The organism is Rhizobium sp. BK379, from assembly GCF_014193955.1.
Taxonomy (GTDB): Bacteria; Pseudomonadota; Alphaproteobacteria; order Rhizobiales; family Rhizobiaceae; genus Rhizobium.
This window is the reverse complement of record NZ_JACIAD010000001.1, coordinates 1,322,734-1,336,532: the sequence shown is the minus strand read 5'-3', so window position 1 is coordinate 1,336,532 and position 13,799 is coordinate 1,322,734. Positions and strand designations below refer to the sequence as shown.

At 61.7% G+C, this 13,799-nt stretch carries 12 protein-coding genes; 11 read left to right on the top strand and 1 reads right to left on the bottom strand.

Going from position 1 to position 13,799, the window contains the following annotated elements:
• The first annotated feature begins 2 nt into the window (after nt 1–2).
• The 9 genes from FHT93_RS06950 to FHT93_RS06910 all read left to right on the top strand — a co-directional run bounded on the left by FHT93_RS06950 (nt 3) and on the right by FHT93_RS06910 (nt 10,854).
• Complete coding sequence (locus FHT93_RS06950; RefSeq protein ID WP_112969564.1) at nt 3–935, top strand: carbohydrate ABC transporter permease; 933 nt, start codon at nt 3–5, stop codon at nt 933–935.
• 4 nt (nt 936–939) lie between these two features.
• On the top strand, nt 940–2,031 hold the full coding sequence (locus FHT93_RS06945) for an ABC transporter ATP-binding protein (RefSeq protein WP_183846842.1): 1,092 nt from the start codon (nt 940–942) through the stop codon (nt 2,029–2,031).
• Nucleotides 2,032–2,156: 125 nt separating this feature from the next.
• Nucleotides 2,157–4,622: a glycoside hydrolase family 2 protein gene (locus FHT93_RS06940; protein WP_183846840.1), complete on the top strand. Its 2,466-nt coding sequence runs from the start codon at nt 2,157–2,159 to the stop codon at nt 4,620–4,622.
• A gap of 39 nt (nt 4,623–4,661) precedes the next feature.
• A complete protein-coding gene (locus FHT93_RS06935; RefSeq protein WP_183846838.1) occupies nt 4,662–5,426 on the top strand; it encodes a sugar phosphate isomerase/epimerase in 765 nt (254 codons plus the stop codon).
• An 8-nt stretch (nt 5,427–5,434) separates the two neighbouring features.
• Nucleotides 5,435–6,568 (top strand): Gfo/Idh/MocA family oxidoreductase, encoded by a 1,134-nt coding sequence (locus FHT93_RS06930; protein WP_112546857.1) that lies wholly within the window; start codon nt 5,435–5,437, stop codon nt 6,566–6,568.
• Between the two features lie 331 nt (nt 6,569–6,899).
• Nucleotides 6,900–7,931 carry an L-glyceraldehyde 3-phosphate reductase gene (gene mgrA / locus FHT93_RS06925; protein WP_112546858.1) on the top strand — a complete coding sequence of 344 codons (1,032 nt, stop codon included), beginning with the start codon at nt 6,900–6,902 and terminating at the stop codon, nt 7,929–7,931.
• Nucleotides 7,932–8,020: 89 nt separating this feature from the next.
• Nucleotides 8,021–9,634 carry a glycoside hydrolase family 43 protein gene (locus FHT93_RS06920; protein WP_112546859.1) on the top strand — a complete coding sequence of 538 codons (1,614 nt, stop codon included), beginning with the start codon at nt 8,021–8,023 and terminating at the stop codon, nt 9,632–9,634.
• A 6-nt stretch (nt 9,635–9,640) separates the two neighbouring features.
• On the top strand, nt 9,641–10,141 hold the full coding sequence (locus tag FHT93_RS06915; protein ID WP_183846836.1) for a GNAT family N-acetyltransferase: 501 nt from the start codon (nt 9,641–9,643) through the stop codon (nt 10,139–10,141).
• Nucleotides 10,142–10,521: 380 nt separating this feature from the next.
• Entirely contained in the window at nt 10,522–10,854 is a 333-nt protein-coding gene (locus FHT93_RS06910; RefSeq protein ID WP_112546861.1) for an RcnB family protein, read from the top strand.
• Nucleotides 10,855–10,931: 77 nt separating this feature from the next.
• Here the strand turns inward: FHT93_RS06910 and FHT93_RS06905 are convergent, their stop codons facing one another.
• On the bottom strand, nt 10,932–11,603 hold the full coding sequence (locus tag FHT93_RS06905; protein WP_183846835.1) for a 5-formyltetrahydrofolate cyclo-ligase: 672 nt from the start codon (nt 11,601–11,603) through the stop codon (nt 10,932–10,934).
• Between the two features lie 117 nt (nt 11,604–11,720).
• Here FHT93_RS06905 and FHT93_RS06900 point away from each other — a divergent pair, with 117 nt between their 5' ends.
• Both FHT93_RS06900 and FHT93_RS06895 read left to right on the top strand, forming a co-directional pair.
• The gene (locus tag FHT93_RS06900; RefSeq protein ID WP_183846833.1) at nt 11,721–12,617 is read left to right on the top strand and encodes a LysR substrate-binding domain-containing protein; all 897 of its coding nucleotides are present in this window, start codon (nt 11,721–11,723) and stop codon (nt 12,615–12,617) included.
• 45 nt (nt 12,618–12,662) lie between these two features.
• Nucleotides 12,663–13,784 (top strand): HPP family protein, encoded by a 1,122-nt coding sequence (locus FHT93_RS06895; protein WP_183846832.1) that lies wholly within the window; start codon nt 12,663–12,665, stop codon nt 13,782–13,784.
• The last annotated feature ends 15 nt before the right edge of the window (nt 13,785–13,799 follow it).

Sequence of the window (13,799 nt, the reverse complement as noted above, 5' to 3'; positions counted from 1 at the left end):
ATATCGCTCTCAAGGCCGTCAACGACGGCGATACTTCCCTCCAGAAGGGGGCGGTTTCCGGTCCGGCCGGACCAAAGCCGCGGCCGGTGGTTTCGGCCCGCAACATCATCGTCTACGGCACGCTTTTCGTGGCCGCCGTCTACTATCTGATCCCGCTCTACGTGATGGTCGTCACGTCGCTCAAGGGGATGCCGGAGATCCGGCTCGGCAACATTTTTGCACCGCCGATGGAAATCACCTTCGAACCCTGGGTCAAGGCCTGGGCGACCGCCTGCACCGGCCTCAACTGCGATGGTCTTTCGCGCGGTTTCTGGAACTCGGTCCGCATCACCGTTCCGTCGGTCATCGTTTCCATCGCGATCGCCTCGGTCAATGGTTATGCGCTGGCGAACTGGCGCTTCAAGGGATCGGAATTCTTCTTCTCGGTCCTCATAATCGGCGCCTTCATTCCCTATCAGGTCATGATCTATCCGATCGTCATCATCCTGCGCGAAATCGGCATCTACGGATCGCTCACCGGCCTCATCATCGTGCATTCGATCTTCGGCATGCCGATCCTGACGCTGCTGTTCCGCAACTACTTCGTGTCTCTGCCGGAGGAGCTGTTCAAGGCGGCGCGTGTCGACGGGGCGGGCTTCTGGCAGATCTTCCTGCAGATCATGCTGCCGATGTCGCTGCCGATCTTCGTCGTCGCGATGATCCTGCAGGTCACCGGCATCTGGAACGACTTCCTGTTCGGCGTGGTCTTCACCCGGCCGGATACCTATCCGATGACCGTACAGCTCAACAACATCGTCAATTCCGTCCAGGGCGTGAAGGAATACAACGTCAACATGGCCGCAACGATCCTGACAGGACTCGTGCCGCTCGTCGTCTATTTCGTGTCGGGGCGACTTTTCGTCCGTGGCATCGCCGCTGGCGCAGTGAAGGGTTGATCCAATGAACATGAATGCAAGTGTCTCCATCAAGGACCTGTCGCTGAACTTCGGCGCGGTCAGCGTGCTCAAGGATCTGAACCTCGACATCAACGACGGCGAATTCCTGGTGCTGCTCGGCTCCTCGGGCTGCGGCAAGTCGACCCTGCTGAACTGCATTGCCGGGCTGCTCGACGCCTCGGAAGGGCAGATCTTCATCAAGGGCAAGAACGTCACCTGGGAAGAGCCCAAGGACCGCGGCATCGGCATGGTGTTCCAGTCCTACGCGCTTTATCCGCAGATGACTGTCGAAAAGAACCTCTCCTTCGGTCTTCGCGTCGCCAAGGTGCCGCAGTCCGAGATCGACAAGCGCGTGGCGCGTGCCTCCGAGATCCTGCAGATCCAGCCGCTCCTGAAGCGCAAGCCGGCCGAGCTTTCCGGCGGCCAGCGTCAGCGCGTGGCGATCGGCCGTGCCCTGGTGCGCGATGTCGACGTCTTCCTCTTCGACGAGCCGCTGTCGAACCTCGACGCCAAGCTGCGCTCGGAACTGCGCGTCGAAATCAAGCGCCTGCACCAGTCGCTGAAGAACACGATGATCTACGTCACGCATGACCAGATCGAGGCGCTGACGCTCGCCGACCGTATCGCCATCATGAAGAGCGGCATCATCCAGCAGCTCGACGATCCGACGACGATCTACAACAGGCCGCGCAATCTCTTCGTCGCCGGCTTCATCGGCTCGCCGTCCATGAATTTCCTGCAGGGCGAACTGGTGAAATCAGGCGATGGCATTGCTTTTGCCGCCAACGGCGTGAATTTCTCGCTCGCCGCCTATGACGGCGTGGAGAAGCTGCAGCCCGGCCGCAAGGTGGTGCTCGGCGTTCGCCCCGAGCATATCAAGGTCAACGAGAATGCCGGCGGCGAAGAACACGACGCCACCGTCGACATCGAAGAACCGATGGGTGCGGACAATCTTCTCTGGCTGAAACATGCCGGTCACACGATGTCGGTACGCATCAATGGTGCGCGCCGCTTCAATGTCGGCAGCAAGGTGAAGCTCAGCTTCGACATGGCGCTCGCCTCGGTCTTCGATGCCGAAAGCGAGCTGCGCCTCTAGAAAGTTCTGCGGGCGGCGCCGGAAACGGCGTCGCCCGATCCTCCAATTGGCCGTCTGGCCAGCCAATTTCGGCCGCAGTCCGGCTTGCCCGGCACTCCCAGGAGCGGCGCGATCAGGATAAGACTATGACATCCTTGCCGAAGAACGGTTTCAACATCGAACTTTCGGGTTCGTGGCAGCTTGCTTCCGCCGATGGCGAGATCCGCAGCGTCATCACGCTGCCGGGCGACGTGCACACGGCGCTGCACCGCGCGGGACTGATCCCGGATCCCTATTTCGGCCGAAACGAGGAAAAGGTGCAGTGGGTCGCCGAGCGCGAATGGACGGTGGAGCGCAGCTTCACGCTTCCTGACGCCGAGGGCGACTGGTATCTCGACATCGATTATCTCGACACGGTCGCCAGCGTCCACGTCAACGGCTTCCTGGCGCTCGAGGCCGATAACAGCTTCCGCCGCTACCGGCCGGATGTTTCGAGCATGCTGAAGAAGGGTGAGAACACGATCCGCATCGTGTTTGCCTCCAACGTCGCAGCCGGTGCCGCGCGGCAAAAGCAGCAGCCCTTCTATATTCCCTACAGCACTGGCAACTCGCCGATCCCTGACGGCAACATGCTGCGCAAGGCGCAGTGCCATTTCGGCTGGGACTGGAATATCGCCATTGCCCCGCTCGGGCTTTACGGCACGATTGCGCTGAAGAAGCTGGAGACTGCGCGCATCGAGCATGTGCTGACGCGCCAGACGCACAATTCCGACGGTTCGGTGGAACTGCAGGTTACGGCGACGCTTTTTGCCAAGGATCCCGGCATCGCGCAGCTTTATTTCGATCTCGACGGCGAGCGCGTAAGGCTCGATGTCGGCGTCAGTGCCGGCGAGACGAACGTCAACCACGTCTTCCAGATCGACAATCCGCGCCTCTGGTGGCCCTCGGGCAGCGGCGAGCAGGCGCTCTATACGCTGACCGTCGAACTGCCGTCCGACAGCGTGACGAAGCAGATCGGGTTGCGTACCATCGAGCTCATCACCACGCCGGATGCTGCCGGCAGCCGCTTCGCCTTCAAGGTCAACGGCCACGAAATCTTCTGCCGCGGCGCCAACTGGATTCCGGCGGACGCGCTCTTCTCGCTATCTTCTGAGGAAAAGACAGAGGATCTCTTGCTGTCGGCCAAGGCCGCCAACATGAACATGATCCGTGTGTGGGGCGGTGGCTTCTACGAACACGACTGGTTCTACGATATCTGCGACCGGCTCGGGCTCATGGTCTGGCAGGACTTCATGTTCGCCTGCAACCTCTATCCCTCGACCGAGGATTTCCTGGAGAATGTTGCAGTCGAAGTGGATTATCAGGTCCGCCGGCTCTCTTCGCATGCCTCGATCGCGCTCTGGTGCGGCGATAACGAACTCGTCGGCGCGCTCACCTGGTTCGAGGAGTCCCGCAAGGATCGTGACCGCTATCTCGTTTCCTACGATCGCCTGAATCGCACCATCGAAGTGGCGGTGAAGAAGGCGCTGCCCGGCGCCCTCTGGTGGCCGTCGAGCCCGGCCTCCGGCTATCTCGATTACGGCGATGCCTGGCATGCCGATGGTTCCGGCGACATGCACTACTGGTCGGTCTGGCACGAAAACAAGTCGTTCGACAATTACCGCTCGGTGCGCCCGCGCTTCTGCTCGGAATTCGGCTTCCAGTCCTATACGTCGCTGCCCGTCATCAAGACCTATGCCGACGCCAAGGACATGAACGTGGCATCGCCCGTCATGGAACTGCACCAGAAGAATGCGGGCGGCAACGAGCGTATTGCCGGCACGATGTTCCGCTACTTCCGCTTCCCGAAGGATTTCCCGAATTTCGTCTATCTCAGCCAGATCCAGCAGGGTCTCGCGATCAAGACGGCGGTGGAATACTGGCGTTCGCTGAAGCCGCATTGCATGGGCACGATCTACTGGCAGCTCAACGATACCTGGCCGGTCGCGTCCTGGTCGAGCCTCGATTACGGCGGGCGCTGGAAGGCGATGCACTATCTCGTCAAGCGCTTCTTCCAGCCGGTGGCGGTGGCCGCGATCCCCTCGGAGGATGGCAAGTCGATCCGCTTCTCGCTGGTCAATGACACACTCGAAGATGTCAGCGTCGATCTTTCGATCTCGATCCTGACGATGAAGGGCGAGCGCAAGCATCTGAAGAACGTGCAGGCCATGTGCGCGCCGGATGCGGCATGCACGGCCGCGACCCTCGACATCTCCGAGATTCCGGAGGGCACGCTGCTTGCCTGGCATTTCACCGCCTCCAATGGCATGGGCGGCGAGGGGCATTTCGTCAACGGCACCTACAAGGCGCTGGAACTGGAGCCGGCGGGTCTTTCCGTCGTCCGCGAATTCGTCGAGGAGAACGGCTCGATCGACCTCGACGTCACCGCCAAGGGCCTGGCGCTCTTCGTGATGATCGAGACGGATGTTGACGGCAAATATTCCGACAATGCCTTCGACCTGGCTGCCGGCGAAAGCCGCCGGATCACCTTCACCCCGGCAAAGCCTCTCGAAAAGGGCAAGCTGCCGGAATTCCGCTTCTATGACCTGCATTCCTGCCAGTCGGCAGATTGATCTTACGTGAGAACGGGCACGAGGCCCGAGGAGGATGACATGACCAAGCTCAGCTATCAGCTCTATAGCGCCCGCAATTTCCCGCCGCTTTCGACGATCTTCGAAAAGCTCGGCAAGGCGGGTTACGCCGAAGTCGAAGGTTTCGGCGGCATCTATGCGGAACTCGATGAGGCTGGCCTCAAGAGCCTGCGCGCCGATCTCGACAAGAATGGCCTCGTGATGGCGACCGGCCATTTCAGCCCCGATTTCCTCGACGGCAATGTCGAGAAGTCGCTGCAGATCGCCAAGATCCTCGGCATGGATTCGATCTATGCGCCGCACCTGATGCCCGACCAGCGCCCGACGGATGCAGCCGGCTGGCTCGCTTTCGGCAAGCGCCTGCAGGAAATGAGCAAGCCCTACAAGGATGCGGGCTATGAATTCGGCTGGCACAATCACGACTTCGAATTCGTGAAGCTTTCGGACGGTTCGCTGCCGATCGAGCGCATCTTCGAAGGTGCGCCCGGCATCACCTGGGAAGCGGATATCGCCTGGGTCGTTCGCGGCGGTGCCGATCCCTACGCCTGGGTCGAAAAGCTCGGTGACCGTATCAGCGCCGTTCACGTCAAGGATATCGCACCGGCTGGCGAAGCCACAGACGAAGGCGGCTGGGCCGATGTCGGCCATGGCACGATCGGCTGGGCGAAGCTGCTTCCGGTCGTCAAGGCAAAGACCAAGGCCAAGCATTTCGTCGTCGAGCACGACAATCCAAATGATATCGACCGCAACATCACGCGCTCGATCGCTTCCTTCAAGACCTACTGAGGCAGATCATGACCAAGGAACTTGGCGTCGGCATCATCGGATGCGGCAACATCTCCACCACCTACTTTTCGCTGTCACCGCTCTTCAAGGGGCTGAAGGTGCTGGCCTGCGCCGATATCAACGCGCAGGCTGCAAAGCAGCGCGCCGAAGAATATGGCGTTGTCGCGCAGACGATCGAAGAGCTTCTCGCCAATGACGAGATCGACGTCGTCGTCAACCTGACGATCCCGGATGCGCATTATCCGGTGTCGAAGGCGGCGCTCGAAGCTGGCAAGCACGTCTACTCGGAAAAGCCGCTCGTGCTGACGCTCGAGCAGGGCGAAGAGCTTCGCCGCATCGCCAAGGAAAAGGGCCTCGCCGTCGGCTGCGCGCCCGATACATTCCTCGGCGGCGCGCACCAGCTTGCCCGCAAATTCATCGATGATGGCGGTATTGGCCGCATCACGTCGGGCGCCTGCTACGTCATGGGCCCGGGGATGGAAATGTGGCACCCGAACCCGGACTTCTTCTTCCTGCCGGGCGGCGGCCCGATCCTCGACATGGGGCCGTATTACATCGCCAACCTGATCAACCTGGTCGGACCGGTGAAGCGCGTTGCCGGCCTGACTTCGATGGCATCGGAAACCCGCACGATCACCAGCCAGCCGCGCAATGGCGAGATCATCCCGGTCAAGACGCCGACGACGATCCAGGCGCTCCTGGAATTCGTTTCCGGCGCCACCATTACGCTGACGGCAAGCTGGGATGTCTGGTCGCACCGCCATGCCAATATGGAGCTCTACGGCACGGATGGTTCGCTCTACGTGCCAGACCCGAACTTCTTCGGCGGCGTCGTAGAGGCCAGCGGCCGCGACAAGGACATCAAGGCGCTGGAAGCCTGGGACCACCCCTTCGGCAAGTTCAACCAGGAAAGCCCGAACGGTCCGCGCGCCAACTACCGCACGGCCGGCCTTGCCGACATGGCCATGGCGCTGATCGAGGGCCGCGATGCACGCTGCTCGCTCGACCGCACGCTGCACGGCGTCGACATCATGACTTCGATCCTGAAGTCGGGTGCAGAAGGCCGGTTCGTGGATCTCACCACGACCTGCACGCAGCCGGCGGCGCTCGGTATCGAAGAGGCGCAGGCGCTCTTGAAGTAAGGTGAGGGGTGCGCCGTACGTTCGTCGTGTGGCGCGCTTGCTCAATTTTTCCGTCATCCTCGGGCTTGTCCCGAGGATCTGCCGTGCCATCAGTAGATCCTCGGGACAAGCCCGAGGATGACGACATTGGACGGTAGAGCGCTGTCCACGAAACAGGCATGCACGTGAAGTTGTCGAGAACACGCGCCACGCGCTTGCCGTATCGGTGTGCTTGATCCAATAGTGCCGTCGCGCCCGGCCCCATACGAGGGGCAGCGACGTTTTCAGCTTTCGACTGCCGCCTGATGCGGTCACGAAAGAGAAGCACTTTTACAGGTTGAGGAGACCTCAGATGAGCTGGCAACCGGCCGAAGACCGTTATTCGAAGATGAAATATAACCGCACGGGCCGTTCCGGCCTGAAGCTGCCGGCCGTTTCCCTCGGCCTGTGGCACAATTTCGGCGGCGACACCCCGCATGACCGCAAGGTCGACATGTGCCGCACGGCTTTTGATCTCGGCATTACCCATTTCGATCTCGCCAACAATTACGGCCCGCCTCCCGGCAGCGCCGAGACGGCGTTCGGCGAGATCCTGCGCACCGATTTCGCGGGCCTGCGCGACGAGCTGATCATCTCTTCCAAGGCCGGTTACGACATGTGGCCGGGTCCTTACGGCGAGTGGGGCAGCCGCAAGTATCTCGTCGCCTCCTGCGACCAGAGCCTTGAGCGCATGGGCCTCGACTATGTCGACATCTTCTATTCGCACCGTTTCGATCCGGAGACCCCGCTGGAAGAAACCTGCGGTGCGCTCGACTATATCGTGCGCTCCGGCCGCGCGCTCTATGTCGGCATTTCCTCCTACAATTCGCAGCGCACCCGCGAGGCAGCTGCCATTCTGAAGGATCTCGGCACGCCGTGCCTCATCCACCAGCCGAGCTATTCCATGCTCAACCGCTGGGTCGAGGACGACAAGCTGCTCGATACGCTCGATGAGGTCGGCATGGGATCGATCGTGTTCTCGCCGCTCGCGCAGGGCATGCTGACGACGAAATATCTCGGCGGCATTCCCGCCGACAGCCGCGCGGCGCAGAACCACTTCCTCAAGAAGGACTTCATCCGTCCTTCGATCATCGACAATATCAAGAAGCTCAACGAGATCGCCGAAAAGCGCGGCCAGACGCTGGCGCAGATGGCGATCGCCTGGGTGCTGCGCGGTGGACGCGTAACCTCGGCGCTCATCGGCGCCAGCCGTTCCTCGCAGATCGTCGATTGCGTTGCCGCACTCGGCAATCTCGAGTTCTCGGCAGAGGAGCTGAAGCAGATCGATGTCTATGCCAAGGAGGCCGACATCAACCTCTGGGCCAAGTCCGCAGAGCTGGAATAGTTTTGATCGCCCGGGGCAAACCCCCGGGCGTTTTTCTGGTATAGTTTGACGTACGTATAGCAAGAACCTTGCTCAACGGAGGAGCCGCCATGATCCGCAATCCCATCCTGCCCGGGTTCAATCCCGACCCGTCCATCTGCCGCGTCGGTGACGATTATTACATCGCGACCTCGACCTTCGAATGGTATCCGGGTGTGCAGATCCATCACTCGCGCGATCTGGTGAACTGGAAGCTGGTGCGCCGGCCGCTGGAGCGGGCTTCGCAGCTCGACATGCGCGGCAATCCCGATAGCTGTGGCGTCTGGGCGCCGTGCCTTTCCTATGCGGACGGGCAGTTCTGGCTGGTCTATACCGACGTCAAGCGCTTCGACGGCAACTTCAAGGACGCGCATAATTACATCGTGACCTCGCCCACGATCGAGGGCGAATGGTCCGAACCCGTCTACGTCAATTCCTCGGGCTTCGACCCGTCGCTCTTCCATGACGAGGATGGGCGCAAGTGGTTCGTCAACATGCAGTGGAACCACCGCACCGAGAGCTATGGCGGCTCGCCGAAGTCTCCAGCCTTTGACGGTATCCTGCTGCAGGAATGGGATCCGCAGACGAAGGCGCTGAAGGGCCCGATCAAGAACATTTTCGCCGGCAGCCCGCTCGGCCTGGTCGAGGGACCGCATCTCTTCCGCAAGAACGGCTGGTACTACCTGACGACGGCCGAAGGCGGCACTGGCTACGATCATGCGGTGACGATGGCGCGTTCGCGCAATATCGACGGCCCTTATGAGCTGCACCCGAACCGGCACCTGATCACCTCGAAGGACAATCCGGAAGCGGCGCTGCAAAGGGCAGGGCACGGGCAGTACGTCGAGACACCAGATGGCCAGGTCTATCACACGCATCTTTGCGGCCGGCCGCTGCCGCCGAAGCGTCGCTGCACGCTGGGGCGCGAGACGGCTCTGCAGAAATGTGTCTGGCGCGAGGATGGCTGGCTCTATCTGGAAAACGGCACTGTTGTTCCCGATGTCGAGGTGCCGGGACTTGGCGATGCAAAGCGCGCTGAAAAACCTGTTCGCAGCGAGTATTCCTTCGATGGCGGCAAGTTGCCGGGTGATTTCCAGTGGCTGCGCACGCCGCAGCCAGAGCGCATCTTCAACCTGACGGAGCGCCCCGGCCATCTGCGCCTGATCGGCCGCGAGAGCATCGGTTCCTGGTTCGAGCAGGCGCTCGTCGCCCGCCGGCAGGAGCATCACAGTTTTCGCGCGGAAACGGTGGTGGAGTTTGCGCCGGATACCTATCAGCAGGTCGCCGGCCTGATACACTATTATAACCGCCACAAGTTCCATGCCGTCGTCGTAACCCTGCATGAAAAGCTCGGCCGCTGTGTCACGATTTTCTCCTGCGACGGCGATTATCCGCATGGGCGCATGAGCTTCCCGGCGGAAGCCGGCGTCGCGATCCCGGCTGAAGGGCGCGTGCAGCTCTCCATGGAGATCCGCGAAAACGACCTGCAATTCTTCTGGCAGACGGAAGGCAAGGGCGCCTGGCAGCCGATCGGCCCGGTTCTCGATGCCGGCGTTATCTCGGACGAGGGCGGGCGCGGCGAGCATGGCTCCTTTACCGGCGCCTTTACCGGCGTTTTCGCCTTCGATACGTCCGGCCGGGCAAAGACGGCCGATTTCGACTGGTTCAATTACGACGAGCTTTGAGGGCTTATGGCTGGCGACACCGGCATCGAGCGGCTGAACGAAACGCATGTCGAGGGCTTTCACCGGGCTCTCGACATTGTGGCGCGCGAGCGGAAATTTCTGAGCCTGCTTGAAGCCCCGCCGCCGGAGGAGACGCGCAGGTTTGCGCTGTCTTCCATTGCCAGCGGCAATGTGCACTTCGTCGCCCTCGATGGCGGCGAGGTGATCGGCTGGTGCGACATCCGCCGGCATCACTTTCCCTCGCACGCCCATCGCGGCACGCTCGGCATGGGCCTGCTTCCCGCCTACCGTGGACAGGGGCTCGGCCGCCGGCTGATCGAGGCGTCGATTAAGGGCGCGCAGCAGGTGGGCATGCTTCGTATCGAACTCGGCGTGCATGCCGACAATGCAAGGGCGATCCGGCTTTACGAGGGGATCGGCTTCGTACGCGAAGGGGTGAGCCGCGATGCGTTTTGCGTCGATGGGGCTTATAAGGACGTGATCGAAATGGCGTTGATTGCGCGATAGGTTTCGAGCGGCGGCTGCCGGGTTTTCGCTTCCCCCATCGGAGAGACCGTGCCTGCAGGGGCTGCGGAAGCAATGGGCGTGGCCTCCTCATCCGACGCTTTACGCCACCTGACCAGGGTCGAGCCACGGGTCTCGACCCGTCCTTCGAACCCCCGCTGGGGAGAGGGGAAACCGCCCGTTCAAAACACCGTTTCATCACGCCCGATTACGCAGACGTGATATCCGGCAACATGATCTCGCCACCTTCCGTTATCCTGAAATTAGGATATTAGGAATCGCGCATAAGTGCCCGATTCCATTACAGATCTTTAATTTTATTTTCAGATTCCGTTCATTTTCAGGGACGTAATTTCGGGGCGTGTTCAACACGAGGAAACCCCATGAAAAAGATCTTCGCAGCACTTCTCTCTACTTCTTTCCTGCTCTCGCCGATCGTCGCTTCGCAAGCCAGCGCCGCCGATCATCGCCGTCCGCCGGTCGTCGTTCACGAGAAGGTCATCGTCCACAAAAAGGTCATCCGCCCGCATTACTGGGCCAGGGGTTACCGCATGTCGGCTGCCGAGCGTGGCCGCTACGGTGAAGTTCGCGACTATCGCCGCTATCGCCTGGCACCGCCGCCGCGCGGCTATCACTGGGTGAGGGCCGATAACGACTATCTTCTCGTCGGTATCGCCAGCGGCGTGATCTCCAGCATCATCGCCGCCAATCGCTGAGTTCACGCGCAATCCCGAAAAGAGGGCGGCTTCGGCCGCCCTTTTTTGTTCGCCGCGCGAATCGCGGTCTTTAGCCGTCAGGCCAATGCACCGCCGGGGCGCAGGATCACGCCATCCTCCGTGACGATTGCATCCATTGGAATATCGTGCGGCTGCGGCTTGATCGTTCGGATTTGCTGTTGCGAGTATCCGATGCCGATTGCGAGCGGTTTGGGGGAGAGGGCGGCCAATGTCCGGTCGAAATAACCGCCGCCGACACCAAGGCGATAACAGCCGCGGTCGTAGCCGACCACAGGCGCAATGACGATATCGGGCCGCTGCTCCTGGCCGCCGGTGGGAATGAGAATGCCGAGCACGCCGCGCTCCAGCTTGGCTCCCGGCGTCCAGGCGCGGAATGTCAGCGGACCCGCTTTTTTTGCCACGACAGGCAGAAGGCAGACCGCGCGCCCGGCGATTGCCGTCATCCAGCCGCGCAGATCCGGCTCTCCCTGAAAGGGCCAGTAGACGCTGACGGATTTTCCCGCGACGACATGGCTCAGAAGGTGGTCGAGCTGCGCCGATATCAGCGCCGTCTTCTGTTCCCGATCGGTTGATCCCATCGATTTGCGGGCGTCGATCAGCCGCCTTCGCTCGCCACGGCGCCATTCCCGCACCACCTCCCACGGCTCTTCGAGACCCATATAGGCGGGATCGACTTCATGCATCAGGCATGCGGGCGAGGCATAGGCCTCTGGTTCGTCTTTCTGCATCTGGCGGTCCGATCGGAAGAAGTTTTCAGTTCATGTGACGATTTTGGGCCGTGGGACGATTGCGATCATTCTCTGATTTGGAATAATAGACAAGTTCGTTCATCAAGCGAGATCGATGTGGATCTGTCTTCCCTGGAAATTTTCCTTGCCGTCGCCGAAGAGGGCAGCGTGACCCGCGCAGCCAGGAGGCTCGCGCGCGCGCCGTCCAACGTCACGACCCGTATCCAGGCCCTGGAAGGGCAGATGGATGCGGTGCTGTTCAGCCGCGACGGCAAGCGCATGACGCTGACGACCGAGGGGCAGACCTTCCTTTCCTATGCGAAACGGCTGACGGCCCTGGCCGGGGAGGCGCAGCTTGCGCTCAAGGGTATCCGTCCGCAGCCGGTGCTGCGTCTCGGTACAATGGAAAGCACGGCCGCAAGCCGGCTTCCACCCGTGCTTGCCCGTTTCAATGAGCAGAACCCGGATATTGCCCTGAAGCTTACGCTTGGCGCCACGCGGGAGCTGACAAAGGCGGTTTTATCCGGCGATCTCGATTGCGCGCTGATTGCCACACCACAGGGCGAACCCGGCTGGCTGTCATCCGCAGGTCCGGATGCCGGCGATCTCCATTCCGCGCGCGTCTACGAGGAGGACCTCCTGCTGGTGCTGCCGCCGCATCACGCCTCGGTCGAAGTACCTCAGGATATCCGCCTTCCGGCGCTCGCCGCGCTCGAGCCGGGCTGTACCTACCGGCAGATTGCCGAGCGATGGATGCGCGCCGGCGCCAATCTGCCGACGGTGGAGATGACGTCCTATCATGCAATCCTTGCCCAGGTCATCGCCGGCAATGCCGTCGGCGTCATGCCGCGCTCGGTGCTCGACATGCTGCCCTGGAACAAAGAGGTTACCATCCACCGGCTCGGCTTGGTCGATACGCTCTTAATTTCCAGGCGGCAGCAGCGATCCGATCCGTTGCAGGCCTTCGAGCAGGTCATGCTCATGTCGGCCAATCCGCCCGCCATGCTGCAATAGCAGCGCCTTTCAACTTCGCTCGCAGTCGTCTTCAAAGAGTTTCTCATGCGCTTACCAAATCCCGACGAGCCCCGCCGGTCCTCCATTTCGCGGCTCTTCCACCCCATCCTTGCCGGTGCGACGCTGCGCGACCGGTTGCTGGCCTGTCTCGGTGCGCTTGTCTCCATTGCGCTGACGGGCCTGCTCTGCGGCGCGCTTTTCGGCGAAGGTTCTCATCTGCCGCTGATCGTGGCGCCTATGGGGGCGTCTGCCGTTCTGCTCTTTGCGGTGCCGGCGAGCCCGCTCGCGCAACCCTGGTCGATCATCGGCGGCAATACGATCTCGGCGATCATGGGGGTGGTGGCGGCGAGCCTGATCCATGATCCGATCATTGCAACCGGGGTCGGCGTGTCGCTGGCGATCGCCGCCATGTCCTTCACCCGCTGCCTGCATCCTCCCGGCGGGGCGGCGGCACTGACGGCCGTGCTCGGCGGTCCGGTTGTCGCCAGCTGGGGCATGCTCTTTCCCTTTGTGCCGGTCGCGCTGAATTCCTGCCTGCTGGTGGTGCTCGGCCTCGTTTTTCACAAGCTGTCGCGGCACAATTACCCGCATGTGGTGGCAGTACCCGTCAACACGCACCTGACGGCGGACCGGCCGGCGGCTGAACGCACCGGCTTTCAGGAGGAGGATATCGATGCGGCACTCGCCAAGCTCAACGAGACCTTCGATATCGATCGTGCCGATCTCGGCCGGCTGTTGCGCCAGGTGGAGTTTGAGGCGGTTGCCCGTTCGAATGCCGAGATCCGATGCGCCGATATCATGTCGCGCGATGTGATCGCGATCGATGCCGATGCAACGGTCGAGCAGGCGCGCTGGCTGCTGCTGAACCACAATATCAGGACATTGCCGGTGCGCGACGAGGCCGGAAAGCTGATCGGCACCGTCGGTCTGCGGGAGCTCGCAGTCGCCGCCGGTTCGGTCGAGCGGCTGGTCTCGCCGGCGACGACTGCGCGTGCCGATGACGTGGCGATGGGCCTGCTGCCGGATCTGACGGACGGGCGCACCCATGCCGTCATTATCGTCGATGGGGAGAAGCGTATTCTCGGATTGATTTCGCAGACGGATCTGCTGAGCGCTGTTGCACGGGCCTTACCGAAGGGTGGCAAGCGGCCGGAAGTCGCGGCCTAAAGCAAATCCGGCGAG

Coding starts and splice junctions, on each gene's coding strand:
- FHT93_RS06915 (WP_183846836.1), top strand. CDS start 9,641: ATGGCTGGCGACACCGGCATCGAGCGGCTGAACGAAACGCATGTCGAG.
- FHT93_RS06910 (WP_112546861.1), top strand. CDS start 10,522: ATGAAAAAGATCTTCGCAGCACTTCTCTCTACTTCTTTCCTGCTCTCG.
- FHT93_RS06945 (WP_183846842.1), top strand. CDS start 940: ATGAACATGAATGCAAGTGTCTCCATCAAGGACCTGTCGCTGAACTTC.
- FHT93_RS06920 (WP_112546859.1), top strand. CDS start 8,021: ATGATCCGCAATCCCATCCTGCCCGGGTTCAATCCCGACCCGTCCATC.
- FHT93_RS06930 (WP_112546857.1), top strand. CDS start 5,435: ATGACCAAGGAACTTGGCGTCGGCATCATCGGATGCGGCAACATCTCC.
- mgrA (WP_112546858.1), top strand. CDS start 6,900: ATGAGCTGGCAACCGGCCGAAGACCGTTATTCGAAGATGAAATATAAC.
- FHT93_RS06895 (WP_183846832.1), top strand. CDS start 12,663: ATGCGCTTACCAAATCCCGACGAGCCCCGCCGGTCCTCCATTTCGCGG.
- FHT93_RS06905 (WP_183846835.1), bottom strand. CDS start 11,603: ATGCAGAAAGACGAACCAGAGGCCTATGCCTCGCCCGCATGCCTGATG.
- FHT93_RS06935 (WP_183846838.1), top strand. CDS start 4,662: ATGACCAAGCTCAGCTATCAGCTCTATAGCGCCCGCAATTTCCCGCCG.
- FHT93_RS06940 (WP_183846840.1), top strand. CDS start 2,157: ATGACATCCTTGCCGAAGAACGGTTTCAACATCGAACTTTCGGGTTCG.